This window comes from Pseudonocardia sp. T1-2H (assembly GCF_038039215.1).
In the GTDB taxonomy this organism is placed as follows: Bacteria; Actinomycetota; Actinomycetes; order Mycobacteriales; family Pseudonocardiaceae; genus Pseudonocardia.
Genome location: NZ_JBBPCL010000001.1, coordinates 1,472,879 through 1,494,315, shown reverse-complemented (window position 1 = coordinate 1,494,315; position 21,437 = coordinate 1,472,879). Strand labels below are relative to the sequence as shown.

The 21,437-nt window shown below is 73.0% G+C and carries 20 protein-coding genes and 1 pseudogene; 9 read left to right on the top strand and 12 right to left on the bottom strand.

Features of this window, described 5'->3' with window-relative positions; genetic code table 11:
* Window positions 1–12 precede the first annotated feature (12 nt).
* Together WBK50_RS07515 and WBK50_RS07510 are read left to right on the top strand one after the other, a co-directional pair.
* The gene (locus tag WBK50_RS07515) at window positions 13–1,908 is read left to right on the top strand and encodes a flavin-containing monooxygenase (RefSeq protein WP_341334891.1); all 1,896 of its coding nucleotides are present in this window, start codon (window positions 13–15) and stop codon (window positions 1,906–1,908) included.
* Between the two features lie 125 nt (window positions 1,909–2,033).
* Entirely contained in the window at window positions 2,034–2,930 is an 897-nt protein-coding gene (locus tag WBK50_RS07510) for an alpha/beta hydrolase (protein WP_341339330.1), read from the top strand.
* A gap of 43 nt (window positions 2,931–2,973) precedes the next feature.
* On the opposite strand, the gene WBK50_RS07505 is transcribed toward WBK50_RS07510, so the two are convergent.
* The 4 genes from WBK50_RS07505 to WBK50_RS07490 all read right to left on the bottom strand — a co-directional run bounded on the left by WBK50_RS07505 (window position 2,974) and on the right by WBK50_RS07490 (window position 6,298).
* Window positions 2,974–4,206, bottom strand: coding sequence for a L,D-transpeptidase (locus WBK50_RS07505; protein ID WP_341334890.1), 1,233 nt, complete (start codon window positions 4,204–4,206; stop codon window positions 2,974–2,976).
* 244 nt (window positions 4,207–4,450) lie between these two features.
* Window positions 4,451–4,909 carry a hypothetical protein gene (locus tag WBK50_RS07500; RefSeq protein WP_341334889.1) on the bottom strand — a complete coding sequence of 153 codons (459 nt, stop codon included), beginning with the start codon at window positions 4,907–4,909 and terminating at the stop codon, window positions 4,451–4,453.
* Window positions 4,910–4,918: 9 nt separating this feature from the next.
* Window positions 4,919–5,893: a membrane protein insertase YidC gene (gene yidC / locus WBK50_RS07495; protein WP_341334888.1), complete on the bottom strand. Its 975-nt coding sequence runs from the start codon at window positions 5,891–5,893 to the stop codon at window positions 4,919–4,921.
* A gap of 105 nt (window positions 5,894–5,998) precedes the next feature.
* Complete coding sequence (locus WBK50_RS07490) at window positions 5,999–6,298, bottom strand: DUF6412 domain-containing protein (RefSeq protein WP_341334887.1); 300 nt, start codon at window positions 6,296–6,298, stop codon at window positions 5,999–6,001.
* A gap of 118 nt (window positions 6,299–6,416) precedes the next feature.
* On the opposite strand from WBK50_RS07490, the gene WBK50_RS07485 reads away from it, so the two are divergent.
* The gene (locus WBK50_RS07485) at window positions 6,417–7,235 is read left to right on the top strand and encodes a DNA-formamidopyrimidine glycosylase family protein (RefSeq protein WP_341334886.1); all 819 of its coding nucleotides are present in this window, start codon (window positions 6,417–6,419) and stop codon (window positions 7,233–7,235) included.
* A 92-nt stretch (window positions 7,236–7,327) separates the two neighbouring features.
* Here WBK50_RS07485 and WBK50_RS07480 read toward each other — a convergent pair whose 3' ends face one another.
* From WBK50_RS07480 to rimO, 4 genes are all read right to left on the bottom strand, one after another.
* A complete protein-coding gene (locus WBK50_RS07480) occupies window positions 7,328–8,143 on the bottom strand; it encodes a PspA/IM30 family protein (RefSeq protein WP_341334885.1) in 816 nt (271 codons plus the stop codon).
* 324 nt (window positions 8,144–8,467) lie between these two features.
* Window positions 8,468–8,854 (bottom strand): helix-turn-helix domain-containing protein, encoded by a 387-nt coding sequence (locus WBK50_RS07475; RefSeq protein ID WP_341334884.1) that lies wholly within the window; start codon window positions 8,852–8,854, stop codon window positions 8,468–8,470.
* A 135-nt stretch (window positions 8,855–8,989) separates the two neighbouring features.
* Window positions 8,990–9,634, bottom strand: a complete 645-nt coding sequence (gene pgsA / locus WBK50_RS07470) for a CDP-diacylglycerol--glycerol-3-phosphate 3-phosphatidyltransferase (protein WP_341334883.1) — start codon at window positions 9,632–9,634, stop codon at window positions 8,990–8,992.
* The gene (gene rimO / locus WBK50_RS07465; protein ID WP_341334882.1) at window positions 9,631–11,124 is read right to left on the bottom strand and encodes a 30S ribosomal protein S12 methylthiotransferase RimO; all 1,494 of its coding nucleotides are present in this window, start codon (window positions 11,122–11,124) and stop codon (window positions 9,631–9,633) included. Before rimO ends, pgsA begins: the two co-directional genes overlap by 4 nt.
* Before the next feature lie 45 nt (window positions 11,125–11,169).
* Between rimO and WBK50_RS07460 the strand changes: the two genes are divergently transcribed.
* The 4 genes from WBK50_RS07460 to WBK50_RS07445 all read left to right on the top strand — a co-directional run bounded on the left by WBK50_RS07460 (window position 11,170) and on the right by WBK50_RS07445 (window position 13,788).
* Window positions 11,170–11,667 carry an amino-acid N-acetyltransferase gene (locus WBK50_RS07460; protein WP_341334881.1) on the top strand — a complete coding sequence of 166 codons (498 nt, stop codon included), beginning with the start codon at window positions 11,170–11,172 and terminating at the stop codon, window positions 11,665–11,667.
* 7 nt (window positions 11,668–11,674) lie between these two features.
* Window positions 11,675–12,376 carry an ankyrin repeat domain-containing protein gene (locus WBK50_RS07455; RefSeq protein ID WP_341334880.1) on the top strand — a complete coding sequence of 234 codons (702 nt, stop codon included), beginning with the start codon at window positions 11,675–11,677 and terminating at the stop codon, window positions 12,374–12,376.
* Between the two features lie 95 nt (window positions 12,377–12,471).
* Window positions 12,472–13,302, top strand: coding sequence for a helix-turn-helix domain-containing protein (locus tag WBK50_RS07450; RefSeq protein ID WP_341334879.1), 831 nt, complete (start codon window positions 12,472–12,474; stop codon window positions 13,300–13,302).
* A 12-nt stretch (window positions 13,303–13,314) separates the two neighbouring features.
* A complete protein-coding gene (locus WBK50_RS07445; RefSeq protein WP_341334878.1) occupies window positions 13,315–13,788 on the top strand; it encodes a tRNA (cytidine(34)-2'-O)-methyltransferase in 474 nt (157 codons plus the stop codon).
* A 12-nt stretch (window positions 13,789–13,800) separates the two neighbouring features.
* On the opposite strand, the gene WBK50_RS07440 is transcribed toward WBK50_RS07445, so the two are convergent.
* The 4 genes and pseudogenes from WBK50_RS07440 to WBK50_RS07425 form a co-directional block, all read right to left on the bottom strand.
* Complete coding sequence (locus WBK50_RS07440; RefSeq protein ID WP_341334877.1) at window positions 13,801–14,610, bottom strand: YceI family protein; 810 nt, start codon at window positions 14,608–14,610, stop codon at window positions 13,801–13,803.
* A 229-nt stretch (window positions 14,611–14,839) separates the two neighbouring features.
* On the bottom strand, window positions 14,840–16,372 hold the full coding sequence (locus WBK50_RS07435) for a DNA translocase FtsK (RefSeq protein ID WP_341334876.1): 1,533 nt from the start codon (window positions 16,370–16,372) through the stop codon (window positions 14,840–14,842).
* The gene (locus tag WBK50_RS07430) at window positions 16,258–17,406 is read right to left on the bottom strand and encodes a hypothetical protein (protein ID WP_341334875.1); all 1,149 of its coding nucleotides are present in this window, start codon (window positions 17,404–17,406) and stop codon (window positions 16,258–16,260) included. The genes WBK50_RS07435 and WBK50_RS07430 overlap by 115 nt, the downstream gene beginning before the upstream one ends.
* 214 nt (window positions 17,407–17,620) lie before the next feature.
* A pseudogene (locus WBK50_RS07425) lies at window positions 17,621–19,046 on the bottom strand (DHA2 family efflux MFS transporter permease subunit).
* A gap of 208 nt (window positions 19,047–19,254) precedes the next feature.
* On the opposite strand from WBK50_RS07425, the gene WBK50_RS07420 reads away from it, so the two are divergent.
* Both WBK50_RS07420 and WBK50_RS07415 read left to right on the top strand, forming a co-directional pair.
* Window positions 19,255–19,923, top strand: coding sequence for an IclR family transcriptional regulator (locus WBK50_RS07420; RefSeq protein WP_445942345.1), 669 nt, complete (start codon window positions 19,255–19,257; stop codon window positions 19,921–19,923).
* 141 nt (window positions 19,924–20,064) lie between these two features.
* Window positions 20,065–21,417 carry an MFS transporter gene (locus tag WBK50_RS07415; RefSeq protein ID WP_341334874.1) on the top strand — a complete coding sequence of 451 codons (1,353 nt, stop codon included), beginning with the start codon at window positions 20,065–20,067 and terminating at the stop codon, window positions 21,415–21,417.
* The last annotated feature ends 20 nt before the right edge of the window (window positions 21,418–21,437 follow it).

Here is a 21,437-nt window from a genome sequence, read left to right as displayed (position 1 = left end):
GAGGGGTCGACGATGACCGCACCGGAACGTCCGCTCGACCGCGCACGGCTCACCGCGGCCCTGGAGCACGCGAACCTGCCCTCGCTGGTCGCGGTGCTCCACCAGCTCACCGGCGACCGGCGCTGGCTCGCCGATCCCTACCGCCCGACGCGCAGCCGCGGCATGGACGACAACGATCTCGGCGGCTTCTCCCCGGAGGTCCGCGCCGAGCTGCGGGCCGCCGCCGCGGACGCCGTCACCGCCTGGGCGGACGGACGCCCGCCGGCCGTTCCCGCGCCCACGGGCGAGGCTCTCGCCGAGATCATGTCCGTGGCCGTCGGCGAGCCGGTGCCGCCGGAGTACGCGGCGATGACGGCCGAGGACATGGGGTTCGCACCCGCCCCGGTCCGCACGGCCCCGCCGAACGACCTGCGGGTGATCGTCATCGGCGCCGGGGTCTCCGGCATCCTCGCGGCGATCAAGCTGGCGGAGGCCGGGATCGCGCACGTCGTCCTGGAGAAGAACGCCGACGTCGGCGGCACCTGGCTGGAGAACTCCTATCCGGGCGCGGGCGTCGACACCCCCAGCCACCTGTACTCCTACTCGTTCGCGCCGCGCGCCTGGTCGACGCACTTCGGCAAGCGCGACGAGGTCTGGGCCTACCTGCGCGACGTCGCGGACCGGCACGGGCTGCGGGAGCGGATCCGGTTCGGCACCGAGGTCGTCTCCGCGGTCCACGGCCCCGCCGAGCGGCGCTGGACGGTCCGCACGGCCACCGGGGAGACCTTCACCGCGGACGCGGTGATCAGCGCGACGGGGCAGCTCAACCGCCCGAAGCTCCCGCCGATCCCCGGCCTCGGCCGCTTCCGGGGCCCGATCTTCCACACCGCGCACTGGCCCGCCGACCTGGACGTCACGGGGAAGCGGATCGCGATCGTCGGGACGGGAGCCAGCGCGATGCAGGTCGTGCCCGCGATCGCGCCGGACGTCGCGCGGCTGACCGTCTTCCAGCGCTCGCCGCAGTGGGTGGCCCCCAACGACGTGTACTTCTCGCCGATCGAGGAGGGCGCGCAGTACCTGCTCGACCACGTCCCCTACTACCGGCTCTGGTACCGCACCCGGCTCGCCTGGAACACGAACGACCGGGTCCACCCCGCGCTGCAGAAGGACGACACCTGGGAACACCCCGAGCGCTCGGTGAACGCCATGAACGACGGCCACCGGCGCGTGTTCACCCGCTACCTCGAGTCCGAGCTCGACGGTCGGCCGGACCTGGTGGCGAAGGCGCTGCCGGACTATCCGCCGTTCGGCAAGCGGATGCTGCTGGACAACGGCTGGTTCGCCGCGCTGCGGCGGGAGAACGTGGACCTGGTCACCGAGGCGGTCGCGGAGATCACGGAGACGGGCGTCCGCGGGGTCGACGGGGCGGAGTGCGAGGCCGACGTCGTCGTGCTGGCCACGGGCTTCGAGACCCACAAGATCCTCTTCCCGATCGAGGTGCGGGGCCGGTCCGGCCGGCGGATCGACGAGGTGTGGGGCCCCGAGGACGCGCGGGCGCACCTCGGGATCACCACGCCGGACTTCCCCAACCTGTTCCTGACCTGTGGCCCCGGCACGGTCCTCGGGCACGGCGGCAGCTACATCACCACGGCCGAGTGCCAGGTCCGCTACATCGTGGACCTGCTCGTCACGATGCTGGAGCGGGACATCGCCGCGGTCGAGTGCCGGCCCGAGGTGGAGGCGGAGTACGTGCGGCGCCACGACGAGGCGCACGAGCGGATGATCTGGACCCACCCGGGCATGGGCAACTGGTACCGCAACGACGCGGGCCGGGTCGTCTCGGCGCTGCCGTGGCGGATCGTCGACTACTGGGCGATGACCCGGGAGCCGGACCTGGCGGACTTCGTCACGGAGCCCGCTCCGCCCTGAGCACGTGACGGGCGGGCGCGGCCGCGCGATGATCGATCGAGCAGGACCCCCGACGACGTGGAGGACGCGTGAGCACGACCGAGACCGGATACGCCTTCGACCCCGAGCTCGCCGCCGCCGTCGCGATGCTGCCGACGCTCGACGTCAGCGACATCCCGGCCGCCCGGGTCACCATGAAGGAGCTGCGGGCCGGGCTGCCCGAGCCGGACGAGACGGGGATCAGCGTCACCGACGTGACCGTTCCCGGACCCGCGGGCGCCCCGGACGTCACGCTGCGGATCTACCGGCCGGACGAGGTCGCGGGTCCGATCGGGATCTACGACGTCCACGGCGGCGGCTTCATCCTCGGCGACATCGACGCCTCGCACGCGGGCAACGTGGCCCTCGCCCGCGCTGTCGGCGCCGTCGTCGTCACCGTCGAGTACCGGCTGGCACCGGAGGCCCCGTTCCCGGCCCCGCTGGAGGACGTCTATGCCGGGTTGGTGTGGTTCGCCGAGCACGCCGCGGACTACGGGGTGGACCCCGCCCGCATCGCCATCCACGGCATCAGCGCAGGTGGCGGCCTGTGTGCCGGCCTGGCGCTGCTCGCCCGGGACCGCGGCGGCCCCGCGATCGCGTTCCAGTACCTCGGCGTCCCCGAGGTCGACGACCGGCTCACCACGCCGAGCATGACCGCGTTCACCGACACCCCGATCTGGAACCGGCCGAACGCGACCGTCAGCTGGGACTCCTACCTGGGCGAGGGCGTCCCCGGCAGCGCGGACGTCTCGCCGTACGCCGCGCCCGCCCGCGCCACGGACCTCTCCGGACTGCCGCCCGCCTACGTCTCGACGATGGCGTTCGACCCGCTGCGGGACGAGGGCATCGCCTACGGCCTGGCCCTGCTCGCCGCCGGGGTGCCGGTGGAGCTGCACCTGTTCCCGGGGACGTTCCACGGCTCGACCCTGATCGAGGGCGCCGCGATCTCGAAGCGGGAGATCGCCGAGCGGGTCGCGGTGCTGCGACGGGCGCTGGGGGTCTAGGAGGGACCTCGTGCCGGGCCGGACGACCGGCCCGGCACCGGCGTCAGAGCGCGGAGCCCTTCTGCCACTGCGCCCAGCTCAGCTCCCAGTCCCCGTAGGTGTCATAGATCGGGAGCGACGGGCCACCGGAGTTGGTGATCTCGACGACGTCCCCGACGCCGAAGTGGTCGAAGAACCACTGGGCGTCCGCCGGCGCCAGGTTCACGCAGCCGTGCGAGACGTTCGAGTTGCCCTGCTGCCCGACGGACCAGGGCGCGGAGTGCACGAACTCGCCGTCGTTGGAGATCCGCAGGTCGAGGTCGACCTTCTCCTTGTAGTAGCCGGGCTGGCCCTGGCACACACCGTAGGTGCAGGAGTCCATCGTGATGCTCGGCTGCTTGTCCGAGATGACGTGCGGGCCGGTGTGCGACGGGAAACCGGGTGCGCCGAGGCTGATGTTCATGGTCTTGACCAGCTGCCCGTTGTCGAACAGCTGCATCTGCTCGGTGGCGCCGTCCGCCTTCGCCACCCACGCGTCGTGCACGTGGACGGTCTCGGTGCGGTCCGTCGAACCGTAGGTCCCGTTCCCGAGGTCGGCGCCGAACAGGTTGGCCTTCACCGTCAGCGTCGTGCCGGGCTGCCAGTACTGCTGGGGCCGGTAGTGGACCTCGGTGTCCGAGAGCCAGTACCAGCCGCCGACCTGCTTCGGGCTCGACGTGACGCTGAGCTGCTTCTCCGCGGCCGCGTGGTCGGTGACCGGGTGGTCGAAGCGGACGACGACCGGCTGTCCCACCCCCACGGACGCGGCGGACGGCGGCGGGATGAACGACGGGTACGCCTCGGCCTTCGGGGACACCGTCCGCACGGTGCCGTCCTGGTGGCCGGGAGCGCCGGAGCCGTCGAGCGTGGCGACGGAGACGGCGTACGTCCTGCCGTAGGCCAGGGCGCCCGTCGACGTCCAGGAGGTCCCGTCCGGGGACAGGGTCCCGTCGACCGTGTCGCCGGACTTCGAGTCCGTCACGCCGACCGACTGCGCGGTGCCGTGCTCGACCTTCACGACGATGGGCTGCGTCGGGTTCAGCGGTGTCGCTGTGTCCGGGGTGATCGAGACGACCGGCTGCGGGGCCGCGTCGACGAGCGGGCCGGACGCCACCGGGTCGAGCCCGCCGCCGGGGGTCGACCCGGCCGCGGCACCCGGATCGACGGCGACGGCCACACCGAGCCCGAGCACCGCCACCACGGCCAGACAGAGGACTGCCGTCAGCCACTTCCGCGCCCCCGTGTTCGGCCACCGCATCGCCTGTGCCGCTCCCACCCCGTGCGGGCCCCGTCGAGCGATCTGCCCGGGCCCGTGACAGCCGCCATTCTGACCCTCCGGCGATCACTGCGCGCACCCGACCCGGAGGGTCCGATAGGGGCGTTTCCGCACGTTGAGGGGGTGGCGTGAACCGGGTGAACCGGACAGGAACGACGTTCTCCCGGCTGCGGGCGGGCATGCCTACGCCGAACGCCGCGGACGTGAGCGTGGTCTCATCTTCCGCTCACGCGGGGGGACCGACCGCCGTGACGAGCGCCCGCACCGCCGCCTGCAGCGCCTCCAGATCGGGCCCGCAGGCCTGCGGCGGTCCGGGAGTCCCCGCGCCCACGGGCGTGGTGCACTGGTCCCGCGCCAGCTGGCTCACCGCGGCGTCGACGGCGTCCGCGGCGCTGCGGACCCCGGGCTCGATCGCGAGGCCTTTCGAGTCCGCGCGGGCCGCCGGCGTCGAGTTCTGCACCTCGCGGACGAACCGGCCGCACCGGGGGTAGACCGCCGCCGGGTTCTTCGTGGTCGCGCACTCGTCCTGGGCGATCGAGGCGAGCTTCGTCTGCAGGTCCGCCAACGAGGTGCGCTCCGTGTGCGCGTCCCCCGGTCCCGCGGGCCGCGCGGGCGCCGCCGACTCCCCGCATCCGGCGAGGGCGAGCAGCAGCACCGGAACGACGAGGACCAGACGGGTTCGCACGGGTCGAGGCTAGGCGCTCCGCTTCGCCGGCTGCCGGTCGCCCACCGGTTTCCCGCCCGACTTGCGAGGTTTCGCGGTCAGCGGCTTCTGCCCCGGCTTGGGCGCCCGCACCCTCGTCTCCGCCGGCGCGGCGGGGACGACCACGGGTGCCCGTTCCGCCTCCCGGTCCAGCTTCCTCCCGATCAGGTGCTGCTGGGCGAAGGTCCAGCCGTTGTTCGCCAGCCAGTACACGAGGATCGCGATCGGGAACTGGAAGAACAGCCCACCGATGATCGCGCCGAGCGGGAAGATCCACGGTGTCAGCTTCATGAATCCGGCCATCTGCGCGGCCTGCGGGTTGTCGGCGGCGGCCGGCACCGCCTGCTGCTGGCGCACCGACCAGCGTGCGGTGAAGTGGGTCGCGACCGCCGCGAGCACCATCAGCGGGACCGCCACGACGTAGACGTGCCAGCGCTCGACGACGGCGCCGCCGAAGGAGTCCAGCAGGTTCTGCGGCATCGCGACGTACGCGGACAGCGGCGCCCCGAACAGCCGGGCCTCGAGGAACGAGCGGACCAGGTCCGGTGAGAAGGCGTAGTTCGGGATGGCGGCGTTCTGCTCGAACGTCAGCCCGGGGCGGTTGAAGTACCGCAGCACGTGCAGCAGACCGATGAAGACGGGCAGCTGCAGCAACAGCGGCAGGCAGCCGCCGAGCGGCGAGACGCCGTGCTCCTTGTGCAGCTTCTGGGTCTCCGCGGCGAGTTTCTGCCGGTCCGTGCCGTACTTGCGCCTGAGCTCGGCCAGGTGCGGCGCCAGCGTCCGCATCGTGCGGGCCGAGCGCATCTGCGCCAGCACCGGCCTGATCATGATCGCGCGCAGGGTCAGCACGAGGAAGACCACCGACAGCGCCCAGGCGACACCGCTGCCCGGGCCCAGGACCAGGCCGAACACCTGGTGCCAGAACCACATGACGGCGGAGACGGGGTAATAGACGACGTTCAGCACGGCGCACCCCGGAACGGGCGCGCAGGGGACACGGGCATGAGGGGGCTCCTGACGGATCGGGCCTCGGATGTGATCACGAGATCCCGGCGGTGGAGCAGGGTGGAGCTACACCGCCGGGAGGAGCCCCGACGGCGCGCGGGCGCGGGTGCGGCCCGCGGCGTCCGGATCGAGCTGGCGCAGCAGCCGGGATCCGGCGGCGCGGCGGTGTCCGCTGCGCCGGGTCACGGCCGGGCCGCGGGAGGACGTGACACGCAGGACGGTGGACGCCCGGCGGGCCAGACCCAGCGCCCACAGGGTCGCGGCGCCGACGACGCCGACGACGGCCGCGGGCTCCCCCGCGGCCAGCACGTACCCCGTGAGCAGCAGGAAGACGGCGGGCACGAACGTGCCGACACGTGCGATCACGGCGGCCCACCCCCTCTTCTCGTCCTCGACGGTAGCAGCTGCCGGGCCCGGGGAGCCCGGGCCGGGACGCCGTCGTCCTCGCGGGCGCCCGGCGTCCCGCGCCGCTACCGTCGACGCCGTGCCCGAAGGCGACACCGTCTACCTCGCCGGCAAGCGCCTGCACGCCGCGCTCGCCGGACACACGCTGCTGCGCGGGGAGCTGCGGCACCCCCGGCTCGCGGGCGAGGATCTCACCGGCCGGACGGTCACCGGCGTCGCGTCCGTCGGCAAGCACCTGTTCACCCGCCTCGACGACGGCCGCAGCCTGCACAGCCACTTCAGGATGGACGGCGCCTGGCACCTCTACCGCCCGGGGATGGCGTGGCAGCGCCCGCGACACGAGGCGCGGGCCGTCCTCGAGGTGCCGGACCGGGTCGCCGTCGGGTTCGCGCTGCACGACCTCGAACTGCTCCCGACGGAGGACGAGTCGCGGCTCGTCGGACACCTGGGGCCGGACCTGCTCGATCCCGCCTGGGGCGAGGAGCACGCCGCCGAGGCGCTGCGCCGGATGACCGCCCGCAGGGACCACGAGCTCGGCCTGGTGCTGCTGGAGCAGCGGGTGATGGCCGGCGTCGGCAACCTCTACAAGACCGAGGTCTGCTTCCTGCTGGGCGTCTCGCCGTGGACCCCCGTGCGCGACGTCCCGGACCTCCCCGGGGTGATCGCGCTGTCCCGGAAGCTGCTGGCGGCCAACGCGGACCGGCCGTCGCAGACGACCACCGGCTCCCTGCACCCGGCCGAGGCGCACTGGGTGTTCGAGCGGGGGAACCGCCCGTGCCGCCGCTGCCGCACCCGGATCCGGACCGCGGACCAGGGCGCGGGGATCTACGCTCGCCCCGCCTACTGGTGCCCGCGCTGCCAGCCCGGCCCGTCCCCTGTGCGCGGGAAACGTCGCTAGAGCGGCCTTCTCCGTGCACGACCCCCGATGACCTGCGGAAACGACGAACGCCGCCCTCCCGGTGCGGGTGGGCGGCGTTCGACGCGGTGCGATCAGGCGGTGCCGGTCTGCCCCTGCGGGGTGCTCTGCGGGGCGGCCGGGATCTGCGTGGTCGGCTTCTCGGCCGTCACCTCGCCCGCGACCGGGGTGCCGTGCAGGGACGCCCGGATCTGGTCGAGGCGGCTGGCGCCCGCCATGTCCGTGGAGGACTGCTGGACCTCGAGCATGCGGCCCTGGACCGAGTTCTGGGCCAGCTCCGCGGACCCGAGGGCGTTCGCGTAGCGCTTCTCGATCTTGTCCCGGACGTCCTCGAGGGACGGCGTGTTGCCGGGCGCGGCCAGCTCGCTCATCTGGCGCAGCGAGTTCGCGGCCTGCTCCTGCATCTTGGCCTGCTCGAGCTGGCTGAGCAGCTTGGTGCGCTCGCTGATCTTCTGCTGCAGCATCATCGAGTTGCGCTCCACGGCCTGCTTCGCCTGCGCCGCGGCGCCGATCGACTGGTCGTGCAGCGTCTTGAGGTCCTCGACGCCCTGCTCGGCGGTGACGAGCTGGGTGGCGAACGCCTGGGCGGACTGCTCGTACTGCCCGGCCTTCACCTCGTCACCCTCGGCACGGGCCTTGTCCGCGAGGACGAGCGCCTGGCGCGCCGACGCCTGGAGCTTCTCGATCTCCCCGAGCTGCCGGTTGAGCTTCATCTCGAGCTGCCGCTGGTTGCCGATCACCGCGGCGGCCTGCTGGGACAGCGCCTGGTGCTGGCGCTGCGCGTCCTCGATGGCCTGCTGGATCTGCACCTTGGGGTCCGCGTACTCGTCGACCTTCGACGAGAACAGCGCCATCAGGTACTTCCAGGCCTTCGTGAAACCGTTGGCCATCTGTTCCGCCTACCTCCGCTGCGTTCTCTTCCGACCACCGCATCCCGCTCCACCGCAGTGTCCCCCCGCGGCGGTCGAGCCGGCGTCGCTGAACAACCTCTGTACCGCTGCCCCGACCGAGGTGGCGAGTGCTGATGCCACCCGGGGGCCATCGTGGCACCGGAACGGGCACATCGGCCACCGAACGGCGACGATATCGGGGATCGTCCGGAGGCCGCCGTCCGGGCGACCCGGGGACCAGGCTACCGGTACCCGCGCCGACCTCGGGAAGATCCAGGATTACGGGACGAAACGGACAGGTTGCGGGCGCCTCCGTGATCGGCCTCAGGCTGCGGCGGAGACGGACGCGACCGGTGCGGTCGGCGTCGCGGGTGCGGCGAGGCCGCTGCGGACGGGGGCGAGGCGCAGGTCCGCGTGCCGCTGCCCGATCGGGACGAGGGTGTCCCTCCGGCCGGCGCCGGCGACCTCGAGGCCGCTGTCGCGGGCCATGTCGTCGATGACCTCGGCGAGCAGGTCCGGCAGCGCGATGTCCAGCGCCTCGCAGATCGAGGCGAGCAGCTCGCTGGACGGCTCCTTGCGGCCGCGTTCCACCTCGGAGAGGTAGCCCAGGCTCACCCGGGCGGCGCGCGACACGTCGCGCAGGGTGCGACGACGCAGCGTGCGGGCACGCCGAAGGCTGCCACCGATCGCCTCACGCAGCAGCACGGCCATGCGACCCCTCCTCGTCCGCCCGGTACCACCGCCCGTCCCTGCGGACGGGTGGTGTGCTGTCACCGTACCGACTTCCGGCGTCCCGCGTCCCCGGCGCGCCTCGCCGGACCGTCCGCTGAGGGCGAACACACCCCGTCAGGGAACCTTCCGGCCGAGGGCGGCGGCGCGCAGCCGGAGCGCGCGGAACACGTAGTCCAGGCCCGTGACCACGGTCAACACGAGCGCGAGCAGGAGCAACGCCATCTGGAACCAGCCCATCGGGTCGCTGATCGCGGGCAGCAGCTGCGGCAGCGGCAGCACGTAGAGCCCGATCGCGATCGTCTGGACGAAGGTCTTGGCCTTGCCGCCGCGGCTCGCCGGGATCACCCCGTGGCGCAGCACCCAGAACCGCAGCACGGTGACGCCGACCTCGCGGCCCAGGATCACCACGGTGATCCACCACGGGACGAGCCCGAGGATCGACAGCCCGATCAGCGCCGAGCCGGTGAGCGCCTTGTCCGCGATGGGGTCCGCGATCTCCCCGAACGACGTGACGAGGCCGCGCTTGCGGGCGATCTCGCCGTCGAGCCGGTCGGTGATCGCCGCGACCGCGAAGAGGCCGAACGCGAGGAGCCGCCAGTCCGCGTCCAGGCCGTCGACGCGGAAGAGCGCGACGACGAAGAACGGCACCAGGGCCAGCCGGACCCCGGTGAGCACGTTCGCGATGTTCAGTATGGGCGCGGCGCCCGGCAGCGGTGCGTCTCCCGGCGGCACGCGAGCGCCTGCCGGGACGTCACTCATCCGGTCACCTGCGCGGCCTCGCGGACGGCCTCCACGGCCACCACGACCTCCCGCGGCGACACGACCAGGTCCGTCCCCTCGGTGTCCACGACGACCGCCCGCACCAGGTCCCCGACCCGCAGCGGCTCCCCGTCGAGCTCGTCGGCGTCGAAGACGCACTCGCCGTCGACCTCGGGCGCCTGGTGCGCGGCCCGGCCGACGCAGTCGTTCTCCTCGTCCGAGAGCGACTCGACCAGCACGACGACCTCGGTGCCGACGCGGTCCTCGGCACGCTGCGCCATCAGCTCGTCCACCAGCGCGGACACCCGGGCGACCCGCGCCGTGACCTCCTCGGCGGAGAGCTTGCCCTCGTAGCCCTCGGCCTCCGTCCCGTCCTCGTCCGAGTAGCCGAAGACACCGACCGCGTCGAGCCGGGCGCCCACCAGGAACGCCTCCAGCTCGGCCAGGTCCTCCTCGGTCTCCCCGGGGAACCCGACGATCACGTTGCTGCGGATCCCGGCCTCCGGCGCGAGGGCCCGGATGCGCTCGCAGAGGTCCAGGAAGTCCGGGCGCGAGCCGAAGCGGCGCATCCGGCGCAGCACCGGCGCGCTCGCGTGCTGGAACGAGAGGTCGAAGTACGGGGCCAGCCCGGGCGCCGTCGCGATCACCGAGATCAGGTCCGGGCGCATCTCGGCCGGCTGCAGGTAGCTCACGCGCACCCGCTCGATCCCGGGTACGGCGCCCAGCTCCGGCAGCAGCTCCACCAGCGCGCGGGTGCCGCCGGGCAGGTCCTTGCCGTACGACGTCGAGTTCTCGCTGACCAGCACCAGCTCCCGGACGCCCTGCTGGGCGAGCCACCGCGCCTCGGCCAGGACCTCCTCCGGCGGGCGGGACACGAACGAGCCGCGGAAGGACGGGATGGCACAGAAGGCGCAGCGCCGGTCGCACCCGGAGGCCAGCTTGAGCGACGCGACCGGGCCGGACGACAGGCGGCGCCGGGAGATGTCCGGGACCCAGCTGTGGCCCGGGATCGCGACGTCGGTGCTGGCCGCGGGGCGCTGCACCGGCGAGATCGGCAGCAGCGTGCGCCGGTCCACGGGGACGTGCGGGGTGGGCGCGTGTCCGTCGAGCAGGTCCCCGAGGCGCTCGGCGAGGTCCGGGTAGGCGTCGAAGCCCAGCACCGCGTCCGCCTCGGGCAGGCTCGCCGCCAGCTCCGCGCCGTACCGCTCGGCCATGCAGCCGACCGCGACGACCTTCGCCCCGCTGTGCCGCGCGACGTCCGACGCGGACAGCAGGGTGTCGATCGAGTCCTTCTTCGCCTGCTCGACGAAGCCGCAGGTGTTCACGACGATCACGTCCGCGGGCTCGCCGTCGGCTTCCGCGTCGACGAGCTCCCAGCCGCTGCCGGCCAGACGGCCGGCGAGCTCCTCGGAGTCGACCTCGTTGCGGGCGCACCCCAACGTCAGCAGGGCGGCACGCCGCGGGGCGGCCTCGGGAGAGGAAGATTGCACGGCTCACAGGGTAGACGCCGGTCCCATGATCTACGCTCCGGCGTCGTGGCAGCGGTGGCCGTACGACGGGCCAGGGCCCGCGATGTGACGACGATCAAGTCCTTGGTGGACAACTACGCCGGAAAGGTCCTGCTGGCCAAGGAGATCATCACCCTCTACGAGGCGATGCCCGAGTTCCTGGTCGCGGAGGTCGACGGGGAGGTCGTCGGCTGCGGGGCGCTGCACGTGCTCTGGGAGGACCTGGGCGAGATCCGCACGGTGGCGGTCCACCCGAAGGTACTCGGCCGCGGGGTCGGGCACGCGATCGTCCAGGCGCTCATCGAGCAGGCGCGGGAGTTCGGGCTGCAACGGCTGTTCGTGCTCACCTTCGAGCGCCATTTCTTCGGCCGGCACGGGTTCGCCGAGATCGACGGGACGCCCGTCTCGCAGGAGGTCTTCGCGGCCATGCTGCGCTCCTACGACGCCGGCGTCGCCGAGTTCCTGGACCTCGCGCACGTCAAGCCCAACACTCTGGGGAACGTCCGGATGATGCTGCACCTGTGAGGCCGTGATGATCGATCTCCACCGGTCCGCCGTCGACGCGATCCGCGCCGGTGACGTGGAGACGCTCGAGGCGCTGCTGCTGGAGCACCCGTCGCTGGCGAAGGCCCGGCCGGACCGGGCGCGGACGCTCCTGCACGTCGTCGCGGACCGGCCGGGACACTTCCCGCGGGGCGCGGAGACCGTCGCGGCGCTGGCCCGTGCGGGTGCGGAGCCGGACGCCCGGTTCCTCGGCCGGCACGGCGAGACCCCGCTGCACTGGGCCGCGAGCAGCGGCGACATGGCCGTCCTGGACGCGTTGCTCGACGCGGGCGCGGACATCGAGGCGGACGGCGCGACGATCGCCGGCGGCACGGCGCTGACCAACGCCCGCGTGTTCGGGAACTGGGCCGCGGCCCGGCGGCTGGTGGAGCGGGGCGCGGTCCCGTCCCTCGACGACGCCGCGGCGCTCGGCCTGGTCCGCCGCGTCACCTCCGCCCTGGACGCCGCTCCCCCGCAGCCCGAGGACCTCGACCGTGCGTTCTGGTACGCGTGCCACGGAGGCAGCCGGACCACAGCGGAGCTGCTGCTCAACCGTGGCGCGGACGTCGACCACCGGCCGTCGTGGGAGGACGCGACCCCCCTCGACGCCGCCCTCCGCACCGGCGCGGCGGACGTGGCGGAGTGGCTCCGCACGCGAGGCGCGCGCCGGGCCGCCGAGCTGCGCCCCTGACCCCGACGACCGAGGGTGGAAGGGGGACGGGAACGCCCGCCCGGCCTTGATCCACGAGAGCGCCGCGGCCGTCCGAGCTCGGCTATCCTCGCCCCATGGCTGCCGCGGAGGAGCAGTTCGTGCGCGCCGAGCCGGGCCCGCGGCTACGGCCCTACGTCGGCGGCTACGTCGGCTACCGGACGGGCGCCACCGCCCGCGGCACCCACCAGGGCGTCCCGAGCGCGCACCTGACGTTCCTCCTCTGCCTCGACGGCACGGTCGAGATGCTCCGGATGCCGGACCCCGCCCGCACCCCCGGCACCTTCGACGCATTCGTCGGCGGCCTGCACGTCGAACCCGCGGTGATCGCCTCCGGCGCCCCGCAGGCCGGCCTGCAGGTCGACCTCACCTGGCGCGGCGCCCGCACCCTGCTCGGCCTGCCCGCCGCCGCGCTGCAGGGCGACGTCGTCGACCTCGGTTCACTGCTCGGCCGCACGGCGCACGCGCTGCTGGACCAGCTGGCGTCGACACGGACCTGGCGGTCGCGGTTCGCGCTGCTCGAGGCCGCGCTGGGGCGGCTCGCGGCGGCCGGCGAGGAGCGCGGTCGGGAGCCGCTGCCCGAGGTCGGGTACGCGTGGGACCGGCTCGGGGAGACGGGCGGGACACTGCGGATCGAGGAGCTGGCCCGGGAGGTCGGCTGGAGCCGGCGGCACCTCGCCGGACGGTTCCGGGACGAGATCGGGCTCGCCCCCAAGTCCGCGGCCCGGGTGATCCGCTTCGAGCGGGCGTGCACGCGGCTGCGGGCCCCACAACCCCCGGGTCTGGCCGAGCTGGCGGCGGACTGCGGCTACGTCGACCAGGCCCACCTCGCGCGGGACTTCCGGGAGCTGGCGGGCATGACGGCGACGGCCTGGCGCGCCGAGCGGCCCGACGCGACCGGCGGCTGAGAGGCAGGCACCGTGTTCCGGATCGTCTTCCACGCCCCCGAGATCCCGCCCAACACCGGCAGCGCGATCCGGCTGGCGGCGAACACCGGGGCGGAGATGCACCTCGTCGAACCCCTGGGGTTCTCCCTCGACGAGCGCAACGTGCGACGGGCGGGCCTGGACTACCACGAGCTCGCGCAGCTGCACGTCCACCGCGGTCTCGACGAGCTGTGGGCCGCGGTCCTGCCCGGCCCGCACGTGTGGGCCTTCACCACGTCCGCGACCACCGGCTACACCGACGTCGCCTACGCGCCCGGGGACGTCCTGCTGTTCGGCTCGGAGTCCACCGGGCTGCCCGAGGCCGTCGCCTACGCGGCCGAGGTGAGCGACCGGGTCCGGCTGCCGATGCAGCCGGGCTCCCGCTCGCTCAACCTCGCCAATGCGGCGTCGATCGCCGTCTACGAGGCGTGGCGCCAGCACGGTTTCGCCGGCGCCGCGCCACCGTGACGTCGGGGGCGGCTACTGGCGGATCGCCTGGACGTCCAGGGTGATCTCGATCGTCGAGCCGATGACCGGGAGGCCCTTGCCGAGCACCTGCTGCCAGTTCAGCGTGAAGTGCTCGCGGTGCAGCTCGGTGGTCGCGACGGCCCCCACGCGTTCACCGTTCCACTCCTGCATCCCGAGGAACGTCGTCTCCAGCGAAGTGTCGCTGGTCAGGCCGTGCAGGGTGAGGTCCCCGTCGATCTGCCAGCGGTTGCCGCCGAGCTGCGCGAAGCGGCCGCTGGAGAAGCGCAGCTCCGGGTGCCGCTCGACGTCGAGGAAGTCCGCCGAGCGCAGGTGGTTGTCCCGGGCCTCGACGCTGGTGTCGATGCTGGCCGCGTCGATCACGACGTCGACGGAGGAGTCCTCGAACGGGTCCGCGATGTAGATCTGGCCGCGGAAGGAGTTGAACCTGCCGTAGACCTTGGACATGCCGATGTGCCGGGCGACGAAGCGGACCGACGTGTGGTCCGGGTCGATGTCGTAGAGCCCGGGCGGGGGCGGCAGCAGCGACTCGTCCGTCGCCAGGTTCATCGGCGCGAGCTCGGTGTGCTTGCCCCACTCGACCTCGACGGCGTTGCCCGCGCCGCGGTAGCCACCGGCCTCGACGCGGACGCGGTACTCGCCGGGGACGACGGCGGCGGCGAAGTAGCCGAAGGGGTCGCTGTCCGCGTGGGCGACGCGCCGGCTCGTCCGGTCCAGCACCGAGATCTCAGCGCCGGCCAGCGGCCTGCCCTCGCCGTCACGGACCTGACCGCTGAGCAGGCCGCCGGTGAGCGGGATGGGCACGAGGGCATGTCTGCCCGTGTTGCCCCCGCGGCCACGACGACTTTTGCTCCAGAACATAGACCGACCTTCCGACAGGCGACACGACGGTCGGTACGCGATGAGGGGGAGCCGCAGCGACCGACCGGTTGGACACAATGCCACGCTCGGTCACTGTTTCACCAGTGGATCAGGTACTTGACCGTTCACGCAGATGGAATGCGATCACGCTCCGTCACCGACGGCGCGTCTGTCACTCGTCCGTGTCGCCGTCCGGGTCGGGACCGCCACCACCGCGCATGAGCCAGAGAACGCTCTCGAGCTCGTCCGGCTTGACGAGCACCTCGCGCGCCTTCGAGCCCTCCGAGGGACCGACCACACCACGGGTTTCCAGCAGGTCCATGAGCCGTCCGGCCTTCGCGAACCCGACGCGGAGCTTGCGCTGCAGCATCGACGTGGAGCCGAACTGCGAGGTGACGATCAGTTCGGTCGCCTGCAGGAGCACGTCCAGATCGTCCCCGATGTCCGGATCGATCTCCTTCTTCTCGCCCTGCTTGGCCGCCGTGACGCCGTCCAGATACGTCGGTTCGGCTTGATCCTTGGTGAAGGAGACCACATCGGAGATCTCCTCGTCGCTGACGAAGGCGCCCTGCATGCGGACGGGCTTTCCCGCTCCCATCGGCAGGAAGAGCCCGTCGCCCATGCCGATCAGCTTCTCGGCACCGGGCTGGTCCAGGATGACCCGCGAGTCCGTGAGCGACGACGTGGCGAACGCCAGCCGGGACGGCACGTTGGTCTTGATCAGGCCGGTGACGACGTCCACCGACGGCCGCTGGGTCGCGAGCACCAGGTGGATGCCCGCCGCGCGGGCCTTCTGCGTGATCCGGACGACCGCGTCCTCGACGTCCCGCGGCGCGGTCATCATCAGGTCCGCGAGCTCGTCGACGATGCAGAGGATGTAGGGGTAGGGCCGGTAGACCCGCTCGCTGCCGAGCGGCGCGGTGATCTCCCCGGACCGCACCTTGCGGTTGAAGTCGTCGACGTGGCGGACCTTGTTGGCCTGCATGTCCTGGTAGCGCTGCTCCATCTCCTCCACCAGCCAGGCGAGCGCGGAGGCCGCCTTCTTGGGCTGGGTGATGATGGGCGTGATCAGGTGCGGGATGCCCTCGTACGGGGTGAGCTCGACCATCTTCGGGTCGATGAGGATCATCCGGACCTCCTCGGGCGTGGCCCGGGAGAGCAGCGAGACCAGCATCGAGTTGACGAAGCTGGACTTGCCGGAACCCGTGGACCCCGCGACGAGCAGGTGGGGCATCTTCGCCAGGTTGGCGCAGAGAAAGTGGCCCTCGATGTCCTTGCCGAGGCCGATGACCATGGGGTGCTGCTCGGTGCGCGCGGTCGTCGAGCGCAGGACGTCCCCGAGCCGGACCATCTCGCGGTCCGTGTTCGGCACCTCGATGCCGACCGCGGACTTGCCCGGGATCGGCGCGAGGATCCGGACGTTGTCGGTGGCGACCGCGTAGGCGATGTTCTTGGAGAGCTGGGTGATCTTCTCGACCTTCACGGCCGGGCCCAGCTCGATCTCGTAGCGGGTGACCGTCGGGCCGCGGGTGAAGCCGGTGACCTGCGCGTCGACGTTGAACTGGTCCAGTACCCCGGTGATCGCCTCGATCATGGCGTCGTTCGCGGCGCTGCGCGTCTTCGGCACCGGACCGGTGGGCAGCATGTCCGCGGGCGGGAGCTTGTACTCCGTCTCGCTGACGGGCTCGCGGATCGCGAGCGACATCTGCTCGGCCTCGCCGGCCTCGGGGACGGTCTCCGCGGGTGGGGTGGCGACGACGGCGGCGGGCGCCGGGCGGCTCTTCCGCGGCGGCGGGGTGACCGGGACGTACTCCTCCTCCTCGTCCTCGGGGGTGGGGGAGGCTCCTCGTCCTTGAACGCGTCCGCCTCGCTCGCGGCGGCCTGCCGGCGGCGCGTCGGGCGACGGCGCGCGGGGGCCGGCGGGGTCTGCGCGACCTCGTCCTCGGGCTCGTCGTACAGGTCCTGCTCGTCGTCCTCGTGGCCCACCTCGGGCTTGCCGAGCAGCCGGCGGAAACGGTTGGGGACCTCGCGCAGCGGGATCCCGGTGAGGACGAGGAAGGCATAGAAGCTCAACAGCAGCAGGATCGGCACCGCGACCCACACCGTGACGCCGCTGACCAGCGGCGTCGAGGCGACGTACCCGACCGCACCGCCACCGGTGGCCCACTGTGCGGGCTCGTCCGGGGACCCGGCGAACAGGTGCACGAGGCCGAGCACGCCGAGGCCGAGCAGCAGCGTGCCGACGGCGATCCGCGGCCGCGCCTCCGGATGCGCCGGCGTGGTCATCAGGACGATGCCGACGCCGAGCAGGATGACCGGCAACAGCACGCCGGCGAGGCCGAACACGGCCCCGACCGCAGTGGAGAACCCCTGGCCGACCGGGCCGCCCGCGCCCCACCAGACGCCCGCGCCGGCGATGACGGCGAGCACGATGAAGCCGACTCCCAGACCATCCCGGCGGTGCGCGGGGTCGATCTCCCGGGTGCGCCCGACGGCCTTGCCCGTCGACCTCCCCACCTTCACGACCCCGCGGCCGACGGCGTCGATCCCGCGGTCGATCAGGTCCGGCCCCTTCTGCGGCGCCGGGCGGCGGGCGGGCGCCTTGCGGCCGGAAGCCGGCTTGCGCGACGAGCCGGTGGTGCGGGAACGCGACGCGCCCGAGCCACGGCCGGAACCGGCGGCGGCCCGGGTGCCGCCTCCCCTGCCCGCGGCGCCACCGGTGGTCGAGCGTCCTGCCATGGCGGACACGGTAGCCGGGACGGGCCCGGGCGTCCGGTTCCGACGCACCCCGGCGGCCGACCCGGGACCCCCGGTCCGGTCACACGCCGGACGCCCGCCTCAGCCGCCGAGGGCCCGGGCCGTCGACGCCGCGACGCCGCTCCCCCGCGAGTCGCTCTCCGGCACCCCGCGAGTCGCGGTCTCGGGCCCCGCGAGTCGGGCCCTGGGCCGGCGCTCAGGCCGTCGCGTCCGCCGGCGCGCGGCGGCCGATCAGGAGCGTGAGCGGCAGCGCGACCGTCGCGATGACCGCCGCGCACAGGAACGCCGCGCGGGCGCCCGCGACGTCCGTGCCCGTGGCCGCGTCGGCCGACGCCAGCGACATGACGGTGATGAACAGGGCCGTCCCGGCCGCACCCGCGACCTGCTGCAGCGTCGCGAGGATCGCGCTGCCGTGGGAGTCCAGGTCCCCCGGCAGCCGGCCGAGCGCGTCCGTGATCAGCGGCGTGAGCATCAGCGAAAGCCCGACGACCAGCACGACGTGCATCCCGATGATCATCCAGAGCCGGGAGGACGCGCCCAGCGTCGTGAAGGCCCAGAGCGCGAGCGCCAGCACGACCGCACCGGGGACGACCAGCGGCCGGGCCCCGATCCGGTCGTAGAGCCGCCCGACCACCGGTCCGAGCAGACCCATCACGAGCCCGCCGGGCAGGACCGCCAGCCCGGTGACGAACGGGCTCAGCCTCAGTACCTCCTGCAGGTAGAGCGGGAGCAGGATCAGCACCCCGAACAGCGACATCATGCTCAGCACGACGAGCACGATCGCCACCGCGAAGGGCCGGAAGCCGAGTGGCCGCAGGTCCAGCAGCGCCCGCCCCTCGCCCTGCAGACGGAGCTGGCGCAGTACGAACACGACCATCGCGACGAGCCCGACCGCGGTCGGGATCCACGGGTTCACCAGAGCCTCCCCGCGCAGCCTCGCCGACGCCGCTCAGCCCGAAGACCAGCCCGCCGAACGCGAGCGCGGAGAGGATCACGGACAGGACGTCGAGCGGGATGCGCCGCGTCTCGGCCGGCACCCGCAGCCACCGCACCCCCGCCGCGAGCGCGACCAGTGCGATCGGCAGCACGATCCAGAACATCCACCGCCAGCCCAGCGCCGTGAGGATGATCCCGGAGAGGGTCGGCCCGACGGCCGGCGCGACGGCGATGACCACCGTGATCGTGCCCATCATCGCGCCGCGCCGCTCCTGCGGGACGAGCCGCAGCACGGTCGTCATCAGCAGCGGGATCATCACCGCGGTGCCGAAGGCCTGCACGATCCGGCCCGTCATCAACATCCCGAAGCCGGGCGCGAGCGCGGCGATCAAGGTGCCGAGGCTGAACGACGTCATCGACGCGATGTAGATCTGCCGCGGCCGGAACCGTTGCAGCAGGAAGCCGGTGATCGGGATGACCACCGCCATCGTCAGCAGGAAACCGCTGGTGAGCCACTGCGCGGTGCCGACCGTGATCCGCAGGTCCGTGATCAGCGCGGGCAGCGCGACACTCATGATCGTCTCGTTGAGGATCATGACGAACGCCGAGCCGACCAGCAGGCCGATCGCGAGGTTCGCGTTCACCGGCGCACCGGTGTCCACGCGGCTGGTGGCCTGGCCGCTCATCCGAGGATCTCCCGTCGTTCGCGAGGCCCCGGCCGGCGCGGGGCGGCGGTCCGGGAGCGATGGTCCGACGCTATCCGGGGTACCCCGACCCCGGCCAGCGAGTTCGCTGCCGGTGGAGAATGCCGGTGTGGACGCGGCACGGGCGACGGGACCGGTGCTGGGCCGAGCCCTGCGCATCCTCGGCGCCTTCGGCCCGCAGCGCCCCGCGATGAGCCTCAGCGAGCTCGCCCGGCAGGCCGGGCTGCCCGTGTCGACGGTGCACCGGATGGTCGGCGAGCTCGTCGAGTGGGGCGCGCTCGAGCGTGGCGCGGACGGCGGCTACCGCGTCGGGCTGAGGCTCTGGGAGCTCGGCGCGCTCGCCCCGCGCGGCCCCGGCCTGCGGGAACGCGCGCTCCCGTTCCTCGAGGACCTGTCGCTGATCACCCGGGAGAACGTCCAGCTCGCGGTTCGGGAGGGCACCGAGGTCGTGTTCGTCGAACGGATCGCGGCGACCGGCGCGGTGCGGGTGCTCACCCGGGTCGGCGGCCGCTTCGCCCTGACGGCGACGGGCGTCGGCCTGGTCCTGCTGGCGCACGCCCCGGTCGACGTGCAGGACGAGGTGCTCGGCGCCCCGATCTCCCGGCACACGTCCCGCACGGTCACCGACCCCGACGTGCTGCGGCACCTGCTCGCCGACGTCCGGACGAACGGGTTCGCGATCAGCGACCGCCAGGTCACGATGGACGCGCTGTCCGTCGCCGCCCCGGTCCAGGACCGGACCGGGCAGGTCGTCGCGGCCGTCTCGCTGGTCGTCCGGTACGGGAGCGCCTCCGCGCACTCGCTGGTCCCGCTGGTCCGGACCAGCGCCCGGGCGATCTCCCGAGCCCTCGCCGACTAGCACTTTCTTTCCGGCATCCGGAAAGAGTCTTCGCTCGGCCCTGCTCGGTCCGCACGATGACGGCACGGCCGATCCGGGATGCAGATCACCGCGTCCCTGGTCCCGGCCGACCACCACAGCAAGCGACAACGGAGTGCGCCTGTGTCCTCTTCACCTGCTTCTCTGCGGGCCACGCTCGACGACAGCCCGATGCGCCGCTTCCAGTGGGCCGCCGTCGCCGTCTGCGTCCTGCTGAACATGCTCGACGGCTTCGACGTCCTGGTCATGGCCTTCACCGGCAAGTCCGTCTCGACGGAGTTCGGCCTGAACGGCGCCCAGCTCGGCCTGCTGCTCTCGGCGGGCCTGGTCGGGATGGCGCTGGGCGCGCTGTTCCTCGCGCCCTTCGCGGACCGGATCGGGCGCCGTCCGATGATCCTGACCTGCCTCGCCGTGGCGAGCGCCGGGATGCTGCTGTCGGCCGCGAGCCAGTCGTCGACCCAGCTCGGCCTCCTGCGGGTCCTGACCGGGATCGGCATCGGCGGCATCCTGGCCAGCAGCAACGTCGTCGCGGCCGAGTACGCGTCGAAGCGCTGGCGCGGCCTGGCCGTCAGCCTGAACTCCACCGGCTACGCGCTCGGCGCGACGCTCGGCGGGCTCCTCGCCGTCGTGCTGATCTCGGAGTTCGGCTGGCGCTCGGTCTTCCTGTTCGGCGGCGTCGCGACGGCCGTCTCCATCCCGCTGGTCATGCTGACGCTGCCCGAGTCCCTGGACTTCCTGCTGACCCGCCGTCCGGCCCGCGCGCTCGGCAAGGTCAACGCGCTGGCCCGCAGGCTCGGGCAGCCGGAGCTCACCGAACTGCCCCAGCCCGCCGCGACCGGGGGCGTCGGCTCCGGGTTCAAGCGGCTGCTCGAGCCCGGGATGCGCCGGACGACGCTCCTGATGTGGGGCGCATTCTTCCTGGTCATGGCCGGGTTCTACTTCGTGACGAGCTGGACGCCGACACTGCTCGTCCAGGCCGGGATGTCCGCCACCCAAGGCCTCACCGGCGGCACGCTGCTCAACCTCGGCGGCATCTTCGGGGCCACGCTGCTCGGTGCGCTCGCCGCCCGCTGGACGCTGCGCGCCGTCCTGACGACCTACCTGGTAGCGACCGCGGTCATGCTCGCGGTGTTCATCGCGGCGAGCTCGTCGTTGACGGTGGCGTTCGCGCTCGGCTTCCTGGTCGGGCTGTTCGTCAACGGCTGCGTCGCCGGCCTCTACGCGCTGACGCCGGCGATCTACGGACCGGACGTGCGGACCACCGGCGTCGGCACCGCGATCGGCATCGGCCGGATCGGCGCGATCCTCTCCCCCACCGCGGCCGGCGCCCTGCTCGACGCCGGCTGGACGCCGCAGAACCTCTACCTCGCCGTCGGGGTGGTCTTCGTCGCCACCGCGGTCCTGCTCCTGTTCCTCCGCCCGGCGTCGTCCGGTGCCCGCGAGGCCGCACCCGCGGTCGTCGCCAACCCGAGCTGATCCCCACCACCGTCGAAGAA